This is a genomic window from Mycobacterium sp. IS-1742 (assembly GCF_001500125.1).
GTDB lineage: Bacteria > Actinomycetota > Actinomycetes > Mycobacteriales > Mycobacteriaceae > Mycobacterium.
On sequence record NZ_LQIV01000044.1, the window covers coordinates 98,530 to 114,609 of the forward strand.

General features: G+C 66.8%; 20 protein-coding genes. 13 read left to right on the forward strand and 7 right to left on the reverse strand.

Annotated features, from left to right (window positions below):
- Positions 1–2: 2 nt before the first annotated feature.
- Positions 3–992, forward strand: coding sequence for a LacI family DNA-binding transcriptional regulator (locus tag AU196_RS23475; RefSeq protein ID WP_059097480.1), 990 nt, complete (start codon positions 3–5; stop codon positions 990–992).
- Here AU196_RS23475 and AU196_RS23480 read toward each other — a convergent pair.
- From AU196_RS23480 to AU196_RS23490, 3 genes are read right to left on the reverse strand one after another with little or no spacing between them, the layout of a single operon-like run.
- Positions 989–1,600 (reverse strand): LutC/YkgG family protein, encoded by a 612-nt coding sequence (locus tag AU196_RS23480; protein ID WP_059097481.1) that lies wholly within the window; start codon positions 1,598–1,600, stop codon positions 989–991. The two genes, AU196_RS23475 and AU196_RS23480, sit on opposite strands and share 4 nt — an antisense overlap.
- Positions 1,593–3,053 carry a LutB/LldF family L-lactate oxidation iron-sulfur protein gene (locus AU196_RS23485; RefSeq protein ID WP_059097482.1) on the reverse strand — a complete coding sequence of 487 codons (1,461 nt, stop codon included), beginning with the start codon at positions 3,051–3,053 and terminating at the stop codon, positions 1,593–1,595. The genes AU196_RS23480 and AU196_RS23485 overlap by 8 nt, the downstream gene beginning before the upstream one ends.
- Positions 3,050–3,805 (reverse strand): (Fe-S)-binding protein, encoded by a 756-nt coding sequence (locus AU196_RS23490; RefSeq protein ID WP_059097483.1) that lies wholly within the window; start codon positions 3,803–3,805, stop codon positions 3,050–3,052. The genes AU196_RS23485 and AU196_RS23490 overlap by 4 nt, the downstream gene beginning before the upstream one ends.
- 85 nt (positions 3,806–3,890) lie before the next feature.
- On the opposite strand from AU196_RS23490, the gene AU196_RS23495 reads away from it, so the two are divergent.
- Together AU196_RS23495 and AU196_RS23500 are read left to right on the forward strand one after the other, a co-directional pair.
- Positions 3,891–4,577: a FadR/GntR family transcriptional regulator gene (locus AU196_RS23495; RefSeq protein WP_059097484.1), complete on the forward strand. Its 687-nt coding sequence runs from the start codon at positions 3,891–3,893 to the stop codon at positions 4,575–4,577.
- A gap of 49 nt (positions 4,578–4,626) precedes the next feature.
- Positions 4,627–5,355, forward strand: a complete 729-nt coding sequence (locus AU196_RS23500; RefSeq protein ID WP_059097485.1) for a 3-keto-5-aminohexanoate cleavage protein — start codon at positions 4,627–4,629, stop codon at positions 5,353–5,355.
- Here the strand turns inward: AU196_RS23500 and AU196_RS23505 are convergent.
- Positions 5,345–5,791, reverse strand: coding sequence for a cupin domain-containing protein (locus AU196_RS23505; protein ID WP_059097486.1), 447 nt, complete (start codon positions 5,789–5,791; stop codon positions 5,345–5,347). The genes AU196_RS23500 and AU196_RS23505 overlap by 11 nt on opposite strands.
- Before the next feature lie 95 nt (positions 5,792–5,886).
- Here AU196_RS23505 and AU196_RS23510 point away from each other — a divergent pair, with 95 nt between their 5' ends.
- A complete protein-coding gene (locus AU196_RS23510; protein ID WP_059097487.1) occupies positions 5,887–6,306 on the forward strand; it encodes a hypothetical protein in 420 nt (139 codons plus the stop codon).
- Positions 6,307–6,356: 50 nt separating this feature from the next.
- Here the strand turns inward: AU196_RS23510 and AU196_RS23515 are convergent, their stop codons facing one another.
- Positions 6,357–6,806, reverse strand: a complete 450-nt coding sequence (locus tag AU196_RS23515; RefSeq protein ID WP_059097488.1) for an Hsp20/alpha crystallin family protein — start codon at positions 6,804–6,806, stop codon at positions 6,357–6,359.
- Between the two features lie 389 nt (positions 6,807–7,195).
- Between AU196_RS23515 and AU196_RS23520 the strand changes: the two genes are divergently transcribed.
- Entirely contained in the window at positions 7,196–7,879 is a 684-nt protein-coding gene (locus AU196_RS23520) for a GAF and ANTAR domain-containing protein (protein WP_059097595.1), read from the forward strand.
- Here AU196_RS23520 and AU196_RS23525 read toward each other — a convergent pair whose 3' ends face one another.
- Complete coding sequence (locus AU196_RS23525; RefSeq protein ID WP_059097489.1) at positions 7,880–8,116, reverse strand: hypothetical protein; 237 nt, start codon at positions 8,114–8,116, stop codon at positions 7,880–7,882.
- 663 nt (positions 8,117–8,779) lie between these two features.
- Between AU196_RS23525 and AU196_RS26205 the strand changes: the two genes are divergently transcribed.
- From AU196_RS26205 to AU196_RS25345, 3 genes are all read left to right on the forward strand, one after another.
- On the forward strand, positions 8,780–9,064 hold the full coding sequence (locus AU196_RS26205) for a hypothetical protein (protein ID WP_231737690.1): 285 nt from the start codon (positions 8,780–8,782) through the stop codon (positions 9,062–9,064).
- A gap of 74 nt (positions 9,065–9,138) precedes the next feature.
- Entirely contained in the window at positions 9,139–9,612 is a 474-nt protein-coding gene (locus tag AU196_RS23535; RefSeq protein WP_157546616.1) for a helix-turn-helix domain-containing protein, read from the forward strand.
- Between the two features lie 445 nt (positions 9,613–10,057).
- Complete coding sequence (locus tag AU196_RS25345) at positions 10,058–11,431, forward strand: hypothetical protein (RefSeq protein ID WP_231737691.1); 1,374 nt, start codon at positions 10,058–10,060, stop codon at positions 11,429–11,431.
- A gap of 588 nt (positions 11,432–12,019) precedes the next feature.
- Here AU196_RS25345 and AU196_RS23540 read toward each other — a convergent pair.
- A complete protein-coding gene (locus tag AU196_RS23540) occupies positions 12,020–12,667 on the reverse strand; it encodes an Abi family protein (RefSeq protein ID WP_059097492.1) in 648 nt (215 codons plus the stop codon).
- Positions 12,668–13,080: 413 nt separating this feature from the next.
- Here AU196_RS23540 and AU196_RS23545 point away from each other — a divergent pair, with 413 nt between their 5' ends.
- From AU196_RS23545 to AU196_RS25925, 5 genes are all read left to right on the forward strand, one after another.
- The gene (locus AU196_RS23545; RefSeq protein ID WP_059097493.1) at positions 13,081–13,908 is read left to right on the forward strand and encodes an RNA polymerase sigma factor; all 828 of its coding nucleotides are present in this window, start codon (positions 13,081–13,083) and stop codon (positions 13,906–13,908) included.
- Entirely contained in the window at positions 13,905–14,345 is a 441-nt protein-coding gene (locus tag AU196_RS25700) for a hypothetical protein (protein WP_157546618.1), read from the forward strand. Before AU196_RS23545 ends, AU196_RS25700 begins: the two co-directional genes overlap by 4 nt.
- 85 nt (positions 14,346–14,430) lie before the next feature.
- On the forward strand, positions 14,431–14,664 hold the full coding sequence (locus tag AU196_RS23555) for a hypothetical protein (protein ID WP_059097494.1): 234 nt from the start codon (positions 14,431–14,433) through the stop codon (positions 14,662–14,664).
- A 20-nt stretch (positions 14,665–14,684) separates the two neighbouring features.
- Positions 14,685–14,960, forward strand: coding sequence for a hypothetical protein (locus tag AU196_RS23560; protein WP_231737692.1), 276 nt, complete (start codon positions 14,685–14,687; stop codon positions 14,958–14,960).
- A 677-nt stretch (positions 14,961–15,637) separates the two neighbouring features.
- Positions 15,638–15,811 carry a hypothetical protein gene (locus AU196_RS25925; protein WP_165606831.1) on the forward strand — a complete coding sequence of 58 codons (174 nt, stop codon included), beginning with the start codon at positions 15,638–15,640 and terminating at the stop codon, positions 15,809–15,811.
- Positions 15,812–16,080: the final 269 nt, after the last annotated feature.

The window sequence follows — 16,080 nt, forward strand, 5'->3', positions numbered from 1 at the left end:
GCATGCGGGAGGTGGCCGCTGCGGCGGCCGTCTCCGTCGGCACGGTGTCCAACGTGCTGAACTCACCGGACAAGGTCGCTCCGGCCACGGTCGCGCGCGTGCACGCGGCCATCGAGGAGTTGGGATTCGTCCGCAACGACGCCGCCCGCCAGCTCAAGGCCGGCCGGTCGCGCAGCGTCGGGCTGGTGGTGCTCGACGTCGGCAACCCGTTCTTCACCGACATCGCCCGCGCCGCCGAACACCGGGCCGGCGACCACAACCTCACCCTGCTGCTCGGCACGTCCGACGACGACATTCACCGCGAGCGGGCCTATCTCGACGCCTTCGACGAACAACGGGTCTTCGGGCTGCTGGTGTCGCCGATCGGCGATGACCTCGACCGGCTGCGGGCCTCCCAGCAGCGCGGGACGCCGGTCGTCCTGGTCGACCGTGACGGCAGCGGCACCCCGTTCGACTCGGTGGCGGTCGACGACGTCGCGGGTGCCCGGCTGGCCGTGGATCACTTGTGCGCCATCGGCCGTCGGCGGATCGCGTTCGTCAGCGGACCGACCGAGCTGCGACAGGTGCGTGACCGGCTGCGCGGTGCGCGCGAGGCGGTCGCCGATGTTCCCGGCGCCGCGCTCGAGGTCGTCGAGACGCCCGCGCTCACCGTGCTGGAGGGTCGCGCGGCGGGGGACCGGCTGCGGTCACGGTCGCCCGGCCGCCGGCCCGATGCGGTGTTCTGTGCCAACGACCTGCTGGCCATCGGCGTGCTGCAGGCGCTGGCGCTGGTCGGCGACATCCGCGTGCCCGACGACATCGCGCTGGTCGGTTACGACGACATCGACTTCGCGCGTTCGGCCGTGGTGCCGCTGACGTCGGTGCGCCAGCCCACCATGGCGATCGGGAGGACGGCGATCGATCTGCTGATGGCGGCGGCCGACGCGGGCAGCGCACACCGCCCCGAGCACATCGTGTTCCAGCCCGAACTGGTCGTCCGCGACTCGACCTAACCGTCGACGATCACCACGTCCAGTGAGCGTGGGCCGTGGACACCCTCCACCCGGTTGAGTTCGATATCGCTGGTGGCGCTCGGTCCCGAGATGAACGTCAACGGGCGCAACGGGTCCAGCGCCGCGAACGCCTGCGGGACGGTGTCGACGATCTGCCTGCTGAACACCACGCAGATGTGGTGGTCGGGGATCAGCGTCAACGCCCGCCGGCCCTGCGCGAAGCCGGCGTCGAGCACGATGGTCCCCGTCGCGGCGATGCCCACCGCGCACCCGGTCACCACGGCAGCGGCCCCGTCGAGGTCGGAGTTCGACAGCGGAGGGACGTCGCGCACCACGTCGAGGCCGTCGACCCACTCGCCGGGCAGGTCCGCAGGCGTGACCACGCGAGCACCCGGCGGGAGCAGCGTGCCGATGGTGGCCGCCACCGCATCCGCGACGTGGTGCACCCGTGCCTGATACTCGCCGACCGTCTCGGCGAAGCGTGCCACGTCACCGCGGCCCTGCAGGGGAGCGCGGTCGTAGTCACGGGGGACCTGCACGGCACGCGGCGGCGCACCGGCGAGAGCATTGCGGATACGCTCGAGCACAACAGCTTTCGTGTCATCCATGGGTGCGGCTCCACCACTGCCGGAACGTCTCGACGGGAGGTTCGGGCATGTCACGGCTGGCCGTCCACTTCGACCCGGGCCACGGCAGGGCCGTGATCCGGTGGTCGGCGTCGGCGACCAACCGTCCGGCGGCCAGCGCCTTCTCGGCCAGCGCGAACCGGCGCGGTGACGCCATCGCCCACGCCGCTGCCGTCATCGCCAGATCCTGCCCACCGGGTATGCCGCGTCCCCCTCGTTCCTGATCCACCTGTTTGGCCCGCAGATGCACGAGGATCGACGGGATGTCGATGCGTACGGGGCAGGCGTCGAAACACGCGCCGCACAGCGACGAGGCGTAGGGCAGTGACGCGTTGGGATCGTCGTGTCCGGTGGTGCCGGTCAGCTGCGGGGACAGGATCGCCCCGATGGGTCCCGGATAGACCGACCCATAGGCGTGCCCACCGGTGCGCTCGTAGACCGGGCACACGTTGAGGCAGGCGCTGCACCGGATGCAGTGCAGCGCAGCGCGGCCCACCCCGTCGGCGAGCACGTTGGTGCGGCCGTTGTCGAGCAGCACGAGGTGGAACTCCCGGGGCCCGTCGCCGGGATGCACGCCGGTCCACATCGAGGTGTACGGGTTCATTCGCTCGGCGGTCGACGACCGCGGCAGCAGCTGCATGAACACCTCGAGGTCGGCGAACCGCGGCACCACCTTCTCGATACCCATCACGGTGATCAGGGTCTGCGGCAGGGTCAGGCACATCCGGCCGTTGCCCTCGGATTCGACCACGGCGAGCGTACCCGTCTCGGCCACAGCGAAGTTCGCCCCGCTGACAGCGACCTTGGCGGACAGGAACTTGCGGCGCAGATGTTCCCTGGCGGCCATGGCGAGAACCCGGGGTTCGTCGGTCAGGTCCGCCGCACCCGGCATCTCGCGCCGGAAGATCTCGCGGATCTCCGCGCGGTTGCGGTGGATCGCCGGCACCAGGATGTGGCTGGGCTTGTCGTGTCCGAGTTGGACGATCAGTTCGGCCAGATCGGTTTCGACTGCGGCGATGCCGATGGACTCCAGGTACTCGTTGAGACCGATCTCCTGGGTGGCCATCGACTTGACCTTGACCACCTCGTCGGCTCCGGCCGCCCGGGTCAACTCGCCGACGATGCGGTTGGCCTCGTCCGCGTCGCGCGCCCAGTGGACCACCCCGCCGCGGGCGGTGACGTTGCGCTCGAGTTCGGTGAGCAGTTCGGGAAGGCGGGCCAGCACATCCTGTTTGAGAGCACTGCCCGCCGCGCGCAACTCCTCCCAGTCGGCGCACTCGCTCACCGCGTGCAGGCGTTTGGTCCGGATGGTGCGGGTGGCGTAGCCGACGTTGCGTCGCATCTGGCTGTCCTGCAGGGCTTTCCGCGCGGCCCGCGGAAAAGTCTCGTCGCCGCGCAGGTGGCCGATGCCGGGGGTGCCGAGGAACGTGCTCACCGCGCACCGGCCGTGGCGTCGTCGGTGGAGGCGAGGATCTCGGCGAGGTGGACAGTGCGGACACCGGACCGGAGGCGGCTCAGGCCGCCACCGATGTGCATGAGGCACGACGAGTCGCCCGCGCTGCAGATCTCGGCGCCCGTCTCGATCACGCGGGCCATCTTGTCGGCCAGCATGGCCGTCGACGTGTCGGGGTTCTTCAGCGCGAAGGTCCCGCCGAAACCGCAGCAGGATTCGGCGTCGGGCAGGTCGACCAGCGTGAGCCCCCTGACGTGGCGCAGCAACTGCCGTGGTTTGTCGCCCACCCGCAGCATCCGCAGCGAGTGACAGGTGGGGTGGTAGGTCACCCGGTGCGGGTAGTAGGCGCCGACGTCGCACACGCCGAGCACGTCGACCAGGAATTCGGACAACTCGTAGGTGCGGGCGGCGACGGCTTCCGCGCGGACGGCCAACCGCTCGTCGCCCGCCCGGCGGGCGACCATCGCGTGCTGGTGGCGGACCGAGCCGACGCAGGAACCCGACGGCGCCACAACGGCCTCGCACCCCGCCTGTTCGAACACCTCGACGTGGTGGCGCACCAGGGTCGTCGCCTCCGCGAGATAGCCCGTGTTGACGTGCATCTGGCCGCAGCAGGTCTGTCTCTCCGGAAACACGACGTCGTGGCCGAGCCGCTCGAGTAGGCGCACGGTGGCGACGGCGGCCTGCGGGAACATGGCGTCGGCCAGGCAGGTCGCGAACAGGGCGATACGCATGACGGCTCCGGAAGGTGGGCTGTGGTCCGACCACGGTACGTCACTGTGGTCGGACCACACCAGCGCGGATGGTTATCCTCATCGCATGCGCGCCCATGAACTCGTCCTCGAGCGGATCGAACGCGATCTCGCCGACGGCGCGCTGGCGGTCGGCGACCGGCTGCCGGGGGAGCGGGCGCTGGCCGGCGAACTGTCGGTCAGCCGGTCCTCGGTGCGGGAGGCCATCCGGGTGCTCGAGGCCATGGGGGTGGTGCGCACCGCGGTGGGCTCCGGACCCGAGGCGGGCGCCACGGTCGTCGCCGATCCGGGCAGCTCGATCGGCTCCGCCCTGCGCCTGCACACCGCGACCCGGCACCTGCCGATCGCCGACCTCGTCGAGACCCGGATCCTGTTGGAGGGCTGGGCTTTGCGCGAAGCCGCGCACCGCAGCCCGAGGCCCGACCTGACCGCCGTCGAAGCGACCCTCGACGCGATGGACGACGCCGCGCTGAGTCCCGAGGAGTTCCTGCGCCTCGATGCCGCGTTCCACGTCGCGATGTCGGAGCTGGCCGGCAACGTCGTCGTGGCGGCGATGATGGCGGCGCTGCGGGATTCCATCCACGGCTACGTGCTGGCCGGTGTGCCATCGCTGGACGACTGGTCGGCGGTCTCTACGACCCTGCGTGCGGAGCACCGGGCGATCCTGGCCGCGGTGCGCCGCGGCCACGGGTCCCGGGCGGGTGAGTTGGTGTGCGCCCACATCCGTGGCTACGTCGACCTGATCCAGCCGTGACGCGGATGCGTCCGTCGCGGTGCGCGGCCCCACAGGCGAAGATGGAGCCATGGCCTCGAAGTCACCGACCTACGTCCAGGCGTGCGTCAACGGCGCCCGCACACCCGACGAACACCCCGCGCTCCCGGTCACGCCGGGGGAGCTGGCCGCGGCCGCCGTCGCCGCCCACGGGGCCGGGGCGAAATCGGTGCACCTGCACCCCAAGGGCAGCGACGGCGCCGACTCGCTCGAGCCCGACGTCGTCGGGGCGGCGGTGGCCGCGGTCCGTCACGCCGCCCCCGGCCTTCCGCTCGGGGTGACGACGGGCTTCTGGGCGCTGCCCGACGCGCGGCGCCGGCTTCGTGCGGTCCAGAACTGGTCGGTGCTCCCGGACTTCACCTCGCTGAACTGGCACGAGCCGGGGTCACCGGAGCTCGCGGAGCTGTTGCTGAGCAGGGGACTGGGGATCGAGGTCGGGATCTTCCACGCCGAGGCGGCCGAGTCGTGGGCGGCCTCGGAGGTGGCGCCGCACTGTCTGCGCGTGATGATCGAATTACCGGGTGACGGCGACACCGCCACCGCCGACACGCTGCTCGAGATCGTCCGGTCCGCCGGGTCGCCGGCACCGGTGCTGCTGCACGGCCTCGACGAAAGCTGTTGGCCGGTCCTGCAACACGCGGGGGTGCGCGGCCTGCAGACGCGGATCGGTCTGGAGGACACGCTGTGCCTGCCCGACGGCTCCGTGGCCCCCGACAACGCGGCGCTGGTGGCGGCGGCGATCGGGCTGCTCAGTCGCTGACGGCGCCCAACTCGAAGTCGGCGAAGTCGAATCCGGGGATCACCACACAGCTGACCAGGCTCGGCTCGTCATCCCGGGGGCGGGCGCGCTGCCAATGCCGCGCGGGCACGATCAGTTGCGGGCTCTCTCCGGCGTCGACGTCGCTGCCGAGCAGATGCGTTGTCGCCGAATCGTGTTCGGGCCCCATCTCCAGCAGCAGCGGGCTGCCGCGGTGGTACAGCCACAATTCGGCACTGCGCACGGCGTGCCACGCCGACTGCTGACCCGGCATGAGCAGGAACAGGATCGCGGTTCCCGCGCTGCGCGGACCGGTGTAGTCCGGGGGCAGGGCCGACTGGGTGACGGTGAGATCGCTGCGCCAGGTCTCCCGGTACCAGCCGCCCTCGGGGTGCGGCGACAGGTCGAGCCGCTGCGCCCACGCCGGGAGGTCGCTCATCGCATGCACCGCCTTGAGTCGAGGTCATCTCAGCCTAGAGATGATCGGCCCGGTGGTCGACGCCGACGCACGGACACGCACGCTAGTCTCATCGCATGCTGCGTCCCGGGTGGCTCGTCGCGCTGTGTGCGGCGGTGCTGGCCGTCAGCGCGTGGCTGCCGTGGTTGACCACCGCCGCCGACGGCGGTGGACGGGCCAGCGCGATCGGCGGGACCGTCGGCAGCCTGGTGCTTCCGCCCCGGTTCGGTGCCGGTCAGTTGATCGTCCTGCTGGCGTCGGTCCTGGTGGTGGCAGGCGCGATGGCGGCGAGGGGTCTGTCCGAACGCGTGGCTTCGATTGCCGCCGTGACTCTTTCGCTGCTGATCGTCGGTATGACCGCGTGGTACTACCGCATCAACGTCCAGGATCCGGTGGAACCCGGCTACGGACTCTACGTCGGTGGCGGCGTGGCCGTTGCCGCCCTGCTGTCCTCGGTGTGGTCACTCGTCGCGGCGATGTCCCGGCGTCCACGCTGAACACGACGAGGCCGCGGGCTCGCGCCCGCGGCCTGTGCCGTGTGCCGCCGCTACTCGGCGTCGACGGTCGTGGGTTGGATGGACTTCTGGCCGCCACCGTGGGCGACGTCGATCTTGCGCGGTTTGGCGCGCTCGGCCATCGGGATCGTGACGGTCAGCACGCCGTTCTCGTAGGTCGCCGAGATCGCCCCTGTGTCGACGCCCTCACCGAGCGACAACTGCCGCCGGTAGCTGCCGAAGAACCGCTCGTTGGCGAGCCATTGCGCGGCGTCCTCGGATCGGGCGGTGCGGTGTGCCGAGATGGTGAGCGTGCCGTTGTCGACGTTGACGTCGACCGAGCCGGGGTCGACGCCGGGGAGGTCGGCGGTCAGCACGTAGTGGTCGTCGATCTTGCAGAGGTCCATCGGCATGAACCGGGGGGTGCGAGTTGATCCGGTCTGGCTGCTCAGCAAACCCCGGGTCCAGGTGTCTAGGTCACTGAACGGATCAAAGCGAAGCACAGCAATCCACCTCCTCATCGATCTGAAAGCCCGCCACCCTGGCGGGCAGCCAAATCACTGTGCATCGCTAGATTAGCACTCGATCCATGAGAGTGCTAGCCCTTTTTTCAGCCAATCGACGCAGATGGGGAGTGGTTTTCGAGGGGGCCTCGGTGGGTGGGGAACCCTGTGAAACGTAGCCCGGGGACGGTCCCGCGGCGCGGCGCAGGTGGGAGTTCGAGGGGTGCGACGAAATTTAAGGGCGGCCTCGCCGGCTTCTGGTCTGAACCGACGAGACCTCGGCAGGTGTAGTGGTCGACCGCCACATCCGCCTCAGCGCACCATTCCCCACTAGCAACATCACAAACGTATTCGGTGTGCGTTTCGCCGACATCGGGAAGACTGCACCCATGACCCAACCGCAGACGCACGATCTCGCCCTGCGCATGGCGGAGTTGGCGCGCACGCTCGCCTCTCCCCGCGACCTCGACGAGATCCTGTCCGGCGTCACGGCGGCGGCCAAGGAGCTCATCCCGGGCGTGGACGCCGCGGGCATCCTGCTCATCGGTCGTGGGGGGACGTTCGAGTCGCTCGCGCAAGTCACCGAGTTGCCGCGCCAGCTCGACGAACTGCAGATGAAGTTCAACGAGGGGCCGTGCGTGCAGGCCGCGCTCGACGACGTCGTGGTGCGCACCGACGACTTCCGCGAGGAAACCCGGTGGCCGCAGTACGCACCGGCGTGTGTCGAAATCGGGGTGCTCAGCGGGCTGTCGTTCAAGCTCTACACCGCCGACCGCACCGCCGGGGCGCTCAACCTGTTCGGGCTGGAACCCCGGGTGTGGGACGCCGAGTCGGAGACCACGGGTACGGTGCTGGCCGCACACGCCGCGGCCGCGCTGCTCGCCCACCGCGAAGGCGAGCAGCTCAGATCAGCGCTGTCCACCCGTGACCGGATCGGGCAGGCCAAGGGGATCATCATGGAGCGCTACAACGTCGACGACGTGCAGGCGTTCGAGATGATGCGCCGGCTGTCGCAGGACAGCAACAAGAAGCTCACCGAGATCGCTCAGCAGGTGATCGACACCCGCGGCTGATCAGTGGTTGTGGTGGCCGTGCTTCCAGTGGCCGTTGCCCCGGCCGCGCGGCCCGTCGTCGTACCACCCGACCCATCCCGGGGTGTCGACGCAGGCGTAGGCGACTCCGTAAGGGCCGCTGACGCAGAGGTCCGGTCCGGCCGACGCGGGGGCGGCTGCGGCGAGGGCGACACCGACGGGCAGGGCCATCGCGCCGGTCGCCAGTGCCACGGTCTTCAGCATTCTCGATCGGATCACCCGAACACCTTAGCCCGGCTACCGAACGGCCAACAAGCGTGCCCTGCTTACGCTTTCGTCAAATCCCAACTTCCGCCGAGACTGCTGCCAGATCGCGGATCGGCCGGCACACGCGATCTGTGCGCAGTCTCGGCGCAGACACAAAGTGCCCCCGGCAGGATTCGAACCTGCGACACCGGCTTTAGGAGAGCCTGCAAGCTCACCTAGTCAAGGTCTCGAAAGTGGCTCTGAACAGGCGGTATGACGCCATTCGGCGCCAACGGAGACCATGGCGTGTCGCGGATTCACCGACCAGGCACCGACCACGCATCAGCGCTGACTTCCGGGCTTAGAAACGAGCGAAGCCCCTCGGCTGCAACCAAGGGGCTCCACGGAGGCAACTATGGAAACCACCGTTTGCGCGCGCAGTCGAAGCGTACCGCGGGTGCTGAACTACGTCATCGATCTCTCGACCGTCGGCGGCGTGAAATGACGCCCGCGGGTCAGGTCCCCGGAGGGCCAGGGGAGGCGGCGGGCGAAGATCCGCTGAGCCATCTACTTGCAGGGCCTACGGATGGGGATCGCACACGGCTTCGGGCCGAATTACTGGCTCGGGCCGCACTGGTCCGTGCGAACGGCTGGGAGTCGTATCGCGGAATCTGGTCGACCGGGGAAGTGGTCGGCGTGGCGGTGGTCCTGGCGGATCACGCCGAACTCGCTGCGCTTGGCGAGACAGAACAGTCAGCGATGGAGCGGTGGGCGTTTGACCTCTGGGGTCTGGCCCGCGGGCAGGCAGATGTTGTCAACGCCTGCGAAGACACCCGCCAGTGGTTCGAAGTCGCCGCGTACGAGGTCGCCAGTGGCGATGCGGTGCGTGAACTCTTGCGGCGTGCCGCGGAGTCACCCACTGTCAGAAGGAATCGACCCCGGCGTGTGTCGGACTCCGATGGCAAGGACGGTGCCAGATGAGCCCGATGCCTGACGGATGGTCGGTAGATGTGGATGGCACTCGGGTCGTACTCCGCGTTCTCGGTACGGCTGACGTGCGGTTCAACATCAGTGCCGCCGAAGCCCGGATGGTGAAGAATCAGCTCCACGTCGCATATCTGATTGCGCAGCGGAATAACTATGGCGGACAGCAGTTTTCGGGGACCGAGTTCACTTCGTCCGACGCGGTACCCGCGGTTGAAGCTCATGCCGCCGACGAGGGGCTCACGGCTGACGCCCTACCGGCGGGATGGGCCATCTGGCCAGAGGGCGGTCTCGTTCACTTCGAAGTTCCCGCAAGTGCGGCAGACGGCGACTTCGCACTGAGCCGGCTTGAGGCGGCTGTTGTCGGCATCGTCCTGCTCTGGCTGTCGATGCCATCGTCGCTCCGCGAGGACCTCACCGAATCCGAGACTTCCATTAAGTGGCGAAGCGGACAGCTCCGGTTAATCGGTCGGTCAGAGTGGGCCAAACTGTTCGGCGGATCTGGGGGCGACCTGTCCGACGATGAACAGGGCGGCGCTAAATGACCATCGCGGGGTTCTCGGTGGGCGTACGGAAATCTGAAGTCACCATAGTGGCGCCCAGATTCGCTGCAGCCGCTCGTTACGGACTGACAGCAGAGGAGGCCAATGGCCTGGCCCAGGCGCTTCAGTACGCGGCCGGCAGGGCTCTGCGATACGCAGAACGACGTGGCGGGCATGGGCAAGCTGCGGTCAGCGGTGGCGGCCAACTGGGCCAGACATCGTTCGACGACATCCAGAAAGGTTGGCTCGGATGAGTCCGTCATTGCGCGACCCCGATAGCCACGGCGACGCGGCGGCCCGGAGCGCTTGCGCGGAGGGCCAGAGCGTCGGCGGCGCGAGCGCAGCGAGCGCCCTTGGTAGTACTCAGAGTTATTGCTTCACACCGCGAACGGGCGATGCTCTGGGTGACTCGGCTGAGAGGCGACGTGATCGCTGGGGTGCCCGCGCCATGCTCTGGCAAGCATCTTCTTTGAAAGCGGTCCGCTGTTGCGGGCGGATGCTGCACAACGATGGCGTGCGGGATCCAGACGACGGCCAGATGGTTGGCATTCGAAGGCGGGAGGTAGCGGGTGGAGCGGTAGCGAGCTATCAGGGGCTGATGACCTGCGGGTCGGTCTGGTCGTGCCCGCGCTGTGCTGTAGTCATTGCGCACACCAGAGCCGATGAAATCGGCGCGGCGGTTCGTGAGTGCCATCGTCAAGGGGGCAAGGTCTATCTCTTGACACTCACTATGAGACACACGAAGAAAGATCGCTTAGATGAACTGTGGGATGCGCTGAGTGCTGGATGGAGGTCCGCGTTCGGTACCCGAAAATGGACTGGTCAGCGTGAAACGACCGTGGAACGTCGTGGGAAGCTCGCGGTGATCCCGGCGAGAGTTGGGGACAGTGAGCTGTTTGACATTGCAGGCATCACGCGTGTGGTTGAAGCTACGTATGGAGCACCAGACCGCGGTGGCCACGGATGGCATCTCCATGTTCACGCGCTGGTCTTCTCGGCTTCCGGCCTGGCATCGGCACTGCGTTCAGATCTATCGAACTGGTGCGATTACAGTTTCGACCGAGATTGGCTTGGTCGCAACGCTTTTGCTTCACGAGTGCATGATCGTTGGTCCGCTGGGGTGCAAAGAGCTGGCTATCTGGCGCCCGGATCGGTTGCTGTTGACGTTCGTGAGGTCGCGCAGGATGGAGCGGATTATGTGGGCCGGTACTTGGCCAAAGCAACATACAGCGCGGCGTCCAGTATGGGCATGGAGATTGGTGCCGGTCAGCTGTCGAAAGCTGCTCGTACGCAACGCAATCGAACTCCATTCGAGATACTTTCGGAGCTGGCCGCTTCGGTCGACTCTCGTGGATTCGGAGTCCGCACTCCGCGCCAGTGGGCCGTCAAAGAGGCGCTAGATGGCGATTGGGCGGTAATCGACACGGAGACAGGAGAAGTGGTGGCTGTAACGCCGCCAGGGGAGTGGGCGGTATGGCATGAGTGGGAACGAGCGTCGAAAGGTCGACGGCAGATCGTTTGGTCTCGTCGTCGAAGTACGCCGAGCGCGACTCGAGAACAGTTGTGGAACTCATTGCTGGACGCGCGCGGGACAAGTGCGGCGCAGACAGACGAAGAGGTGGCGTCGGCAGAGACTGACGGAGAACTGCTTGGTGAAATCAGCCGCGCCGATTGGTATCGGATTGTTGTTTGGCGCCCAGAGCTGGTCGCGAACGTGTTGGAAGCCGCTGAGATAGACGGTGGATACGCAGTTGAATGTCTGCTAAGACGAGCAGGGGTGGAGATGAAACGACCACCTCCACGACAGCGGCCGGCGGCTTAGTCAGTCGGGATTGCTGCCGCCGGTGCGGCAGACGAGCCGCGCTTCCGAGATGCCCGTCGCGGATTGTCGGCCGGGCGTAGGTGCAGCTCTCTCAGGAACCGATTTGCAACCGGGTGCACCTCCTATTGGTCATCTACCACAGTCCAGTGGCGGTCACCAGATGGCATCCGAACGAGAAATGCACGCATACGCGCTCCATCAACGATCGCACGACAAATTCAGACAGACTCAATGGAGAACCACTTCCAAGCACATCTGCGCAGTGGTCCTTGCAACTAGCTGCAGCACCTATCGACGCCCAAGAGGATGTCACTTCTCTGGGGGTCATTCTGTCCCCGACTCACTTGTCGCTAGTCGTCGCGTTCCTTGAGTATGAGTAAAACGCCACTCATCGGCGTGCACGGGGAAGCTGTCGAGACCAGTCCGGTGGCAACACCCGCCGAATCCGAAGACGGGTCGTAGCTTGGCTGTCCGTCAGGCCGCTGCCCGCGCGGACGTCACCGCCAGTAAGAAGACCGGTCGTCCGGTTGATGCGCGAGTGCAGAAACTCGCAGACTCGCGGTAGACCTCTCGGCTCCCACCGTCACGTCACGGACGTGAGTTCAGCAGCGCGTCGACTGTGCTGGTCTGTCGGATGTAGCGCCGGAGATCGGGAGAAATGTAACCGGCGTAGCGGCGCATTCGGCGGATCAGGTTGTTGACGTCGGGTACCCGGACGGGCTCGTGGTGAGCTACCCGGTTGCGCGCCTTGCGCATGTCATCGAGGCCAAAGTGGATTTTGTGTCGCTGCGAACCGGCCGGGTAGAGGGCTTCCAGATGCGGGGTCCAGAGGAGCGTCGTGTGCCGCGAGCTGGTCAACAAGACCCAGAATCCGAAGGTCAGCTCGGCGAGGATCTTTCCGGGAGGGGCGGCCGGGCCGGCCTTGGTGCGTGCGGAGGCCAGGTCGGCGTGGGTGCGGGCGTCGTTGCCTGGTACAGCCGGGAACAGGGCGGTGAACGAAGCTGGGTCGGTCCAGTGGGCTTCGCCTGGCTGGACGGCGTTCGTGAGTGCCCGGTCGTAGAAGTTGCGGAGGCCAACTTCGAGGTGGGCGAAGTCGTGCAGCAGTGCGGCGTTGAGCTGGGTGTTCCATTCGTGCAGGTCGAGAGCGCGGGTGCGGTCACCACCGGCCAAGAGCACGTATGTGTGGAATCGCTGGGGGCTCAACCATTGTTCAACCCAGGGGCCCGGTGCCGTCACCGTTGAGTTCTATCAGGGCTCCACGTACGATTGAGTGCATACAGGCCGGTGTGACGTGTAGCGCGTGCCCGGTTGAAGCCAGGAAGAGCCCGGTATTCGGTCCTCGCGACCGACCCGGGCTCTTTGCTTTGAACAGCATTTACCCGCGCGCCTGAACCTCACCTTCCCGACGACGACAGGGCGATCTCGCCAGAGAATCCGCGGCGCGTACCGGCGTTTTGGGTTGGCAGCCCCCCTTTTCATGCCGGGTCTTGTCGGCTCGACCTGGGACAATGGGTGGCAGCACGGCCGAGGACCGCGAACCTGGAAAAAACTTCTTCCCGAATTCAGGGGTCCGCGGTACGCGCGCACTTAAGAGGAAGCGACAACCGTAGGGATCGGTTGTCTCTTTCTCGCCTCCTGGAGATGTAGCCATGGATCGACCGGCACGCCGCCCCGGCCCGCCCGTTGATGCCGCGCGCTTACAACCGGACAACCAGGCCGACATCGAGCACGCCGACCCGCCCATCGACGAAGGCTTGGTCGCGGCCTGGCTCGACGACCCTGATCTCGCCGCCGAACTCGCTGACGAACTGGAACGACTCCAGCGTCTACAAGCCGACGAGGACCTGCTCCTGACCTTGCAGCTGCATCAGTTCACCGGCCGACCGTGGGACCGGTTCTCCCGCGAGCTGGCCCGCTACGGTCTCGGCGTGCTGCGCGCCTGGATCCGCTACGGAACGATCTACGGCAAGGCCAAGGCCCTGACCGGCTACGGTCTGGGCCGCATCGAGGGCTGGCCCAACGATGAGGTCGTCGAGGACATCGCCGCCGACACCGTGGTCGCTGCGCTGATCTACTTCCGCGACAAGGTGCTGATGACCCACCGCTGGCAGTCCTCGGGCGGGGCGTCGCTGGGCACCTTCTTCATCGGCCAGTGCCTCTATCAGTTCGCCAACATCTACCGCAGCGCACTGCGGGCCGAGAAGGAGCGCATCGAGGAGGCCACCACGCCAATGGACGAACTCCCCGAAGACCAGTTCGACGTCATCAAGGGCATCGAGGCCACCATCGTCGCCAACGACACGGTGGCCGAAGCGATGGCGCTGCTGAGCACCGACCGGGCGCGCCGCGCGCTGTTCATGCAGGAGCACGGGTTCACCCAGCGGGAGATCGCCGACAAGCTGGGGCTGCGCGACGCCAAGAGCGTGGAAAACCTTATCGGCTACCAACTCCGTCAACTCCGAAAGAGGACGTCGTGACCACCATCAAGCACCTCACCGCACTGATCAACGCCAGCTCGTTGGGCACCCGCACCGGACGGATAGCCCGCCGGTCGGTGACCGCCGCCGAAGGCGACGCACTGGCCCGCCGTGCCGCCGAGGGCGGCCACGCGCACGACAATTCCGAGGAATTCAGGGGTCGGGCCGACGAGCGCACTTATAGCCCGGTATCCGGCTCAATACCGGGCCGGACAAACCGAAAGGACAAGACAATGGCCAAGGGACATCACCGCAGCGCGACCACCGGTCGCTACGTCAAGGCGTCCACCGCGGCGCGCAACCCCAAGACCACGGTCACCGAACGGGGCGCCAACCGCAGCAGCGGAACCCATCACCGCAGTGCCATCACCGGCAAGTTCGTGAAGGGCTCCACCGCGGCGCGTCATCCCAACACCACGGTCACCGAACGCGGTTGAGCATCAACCAGATTCGGTGGTGTCCCCTCGGCTCGACAGACGGGCCGAGGGGACACAGGCCGAGCACTTCTGAAAGGCAAATCCGATGATCCGCACCACCGTTGAAGCTCTCGGTGGCGCGCAAGCCGTCCCTAGTGAGCTGATCCCGGTCCGCGAACTGCATCACAACCTGATCAATCAAGTAACCACCAGCGGCGGCAACGTCGTCCTGGCCGACACCGCCGGCAAGCCCGCCGCCGTCGTCATGTCCATCCAGCGCTATGAGCAGCTGCTCGACGAGCTGAACACGCTGCGCCGCAGAATCGCCGACAACTCCTGATGGCGGGGGAGGGGTATCGCGTGCTGACCGACGACGACGTGCAAGCTCTCAATCGTCGCGCACACGAGGTCGGACGTCACATTGGCTGGGATCTGCAGTTCGTCGTCGCACCGAACTCGGAGTACGTCGGCCTGGCGGCCGGCGGCGGCCCCGATCATGCTGAGCAGATCATCATCCTCGGACCCAGCCGCATCACCGATCTCGCCGTCCACGAGATCGATCTCGCACTCGACGCGCTCCAGCATGGCGATCGGCACATCGTGCTCGATGAAGACGGCGATCCCCGCCTGATCTAAATGCGGCTCGTCCCCGCGGGCCCGCTTAGCCCTCCTCGGCGCGTTCCTCCCATGTGTCTAGCTCCGTGTCGGGGAGTGGGTCGTCGAAGTCATCTCGGACTGCAAGGTCGGGCAGTTGACCGAAACGACGCGTGCAAGTCGGGGACGGAGGCAGCTTCGACCCGGCCTCACCGCACTCGCTCGTCACGCCTCCAGGATAGGAAAATTTGGACATCCGGCGTTGGAACTGGTCCGCTCACGCAGAGGTGCGACACGCCCAGGGTGCCTGCGTGCATTCGGGCGCATCTACCTGCGAGTACAGTGAATGAGGTGCCGTTAGTGCGCCCAAAATCCGGTTAGCGCCAGCACATTCCCCAGGCTGTCCTTCACCCCGGCCTGGCCTCGATACAAGTAAGATTGCCGCACAGATGCAGTAGCACGACTGTGCCCACATCCGGTCGCTACCGCGAAACCTCCTTCCCTCGCCCTGCTAACCGGGTTCACCCAAAACAACTGCGCACACAGCCAGTTCCAGAAGTTGTCTAGCCATCCAAATGTAGTGCTGGACTGATCTTTTCATGGGTTAGCCCATGAGAGGGCGCGATTTTTTGCGCGTCGAAGCCGGGTCTTCCCGGCTTTTTTTGTGCCCGGCCACCGGTCGGGCACTTTCTGTTGGTACACCTCGTAAGGAGGTCAATATGGTCGTCTCAGGCGCGTGGAATCTGGTCTGGATTCTGCCTGTGCTGGTGATGGTCTACCACGCGGTGTTCTGCCGGCGCGATGAGCCGTCGCAACGCATCGTGGCCATCCTCGGTGGGTTCGCCGGGATCGTGGGCGCCGCCGCGGCCGCGCTCCGCGAGTGGCTCCGGTAGCCCTCCTCGAATGAGCGTCCTTTCCGCCGGGAGAAACCTGCCGATGCCGCCGTAACCGCCTGCGCGCCGAACGGCCCCGTCAGCGGCTCCACGCAAACACCACGCTGGCTCTCGCCTCGCAGTCGTCGAATCTCGATGTCGACACGCGAGGCTTTTTCATGCCTAAACACGGCCCGAGCCGGGGACAACACCTCACGAGTGCGTGCCACAGCCGCAAAAGGGTGAAAGCTTCAGAGAGCACCTGAACCTCGGCGTGTGCCGAGCCACCC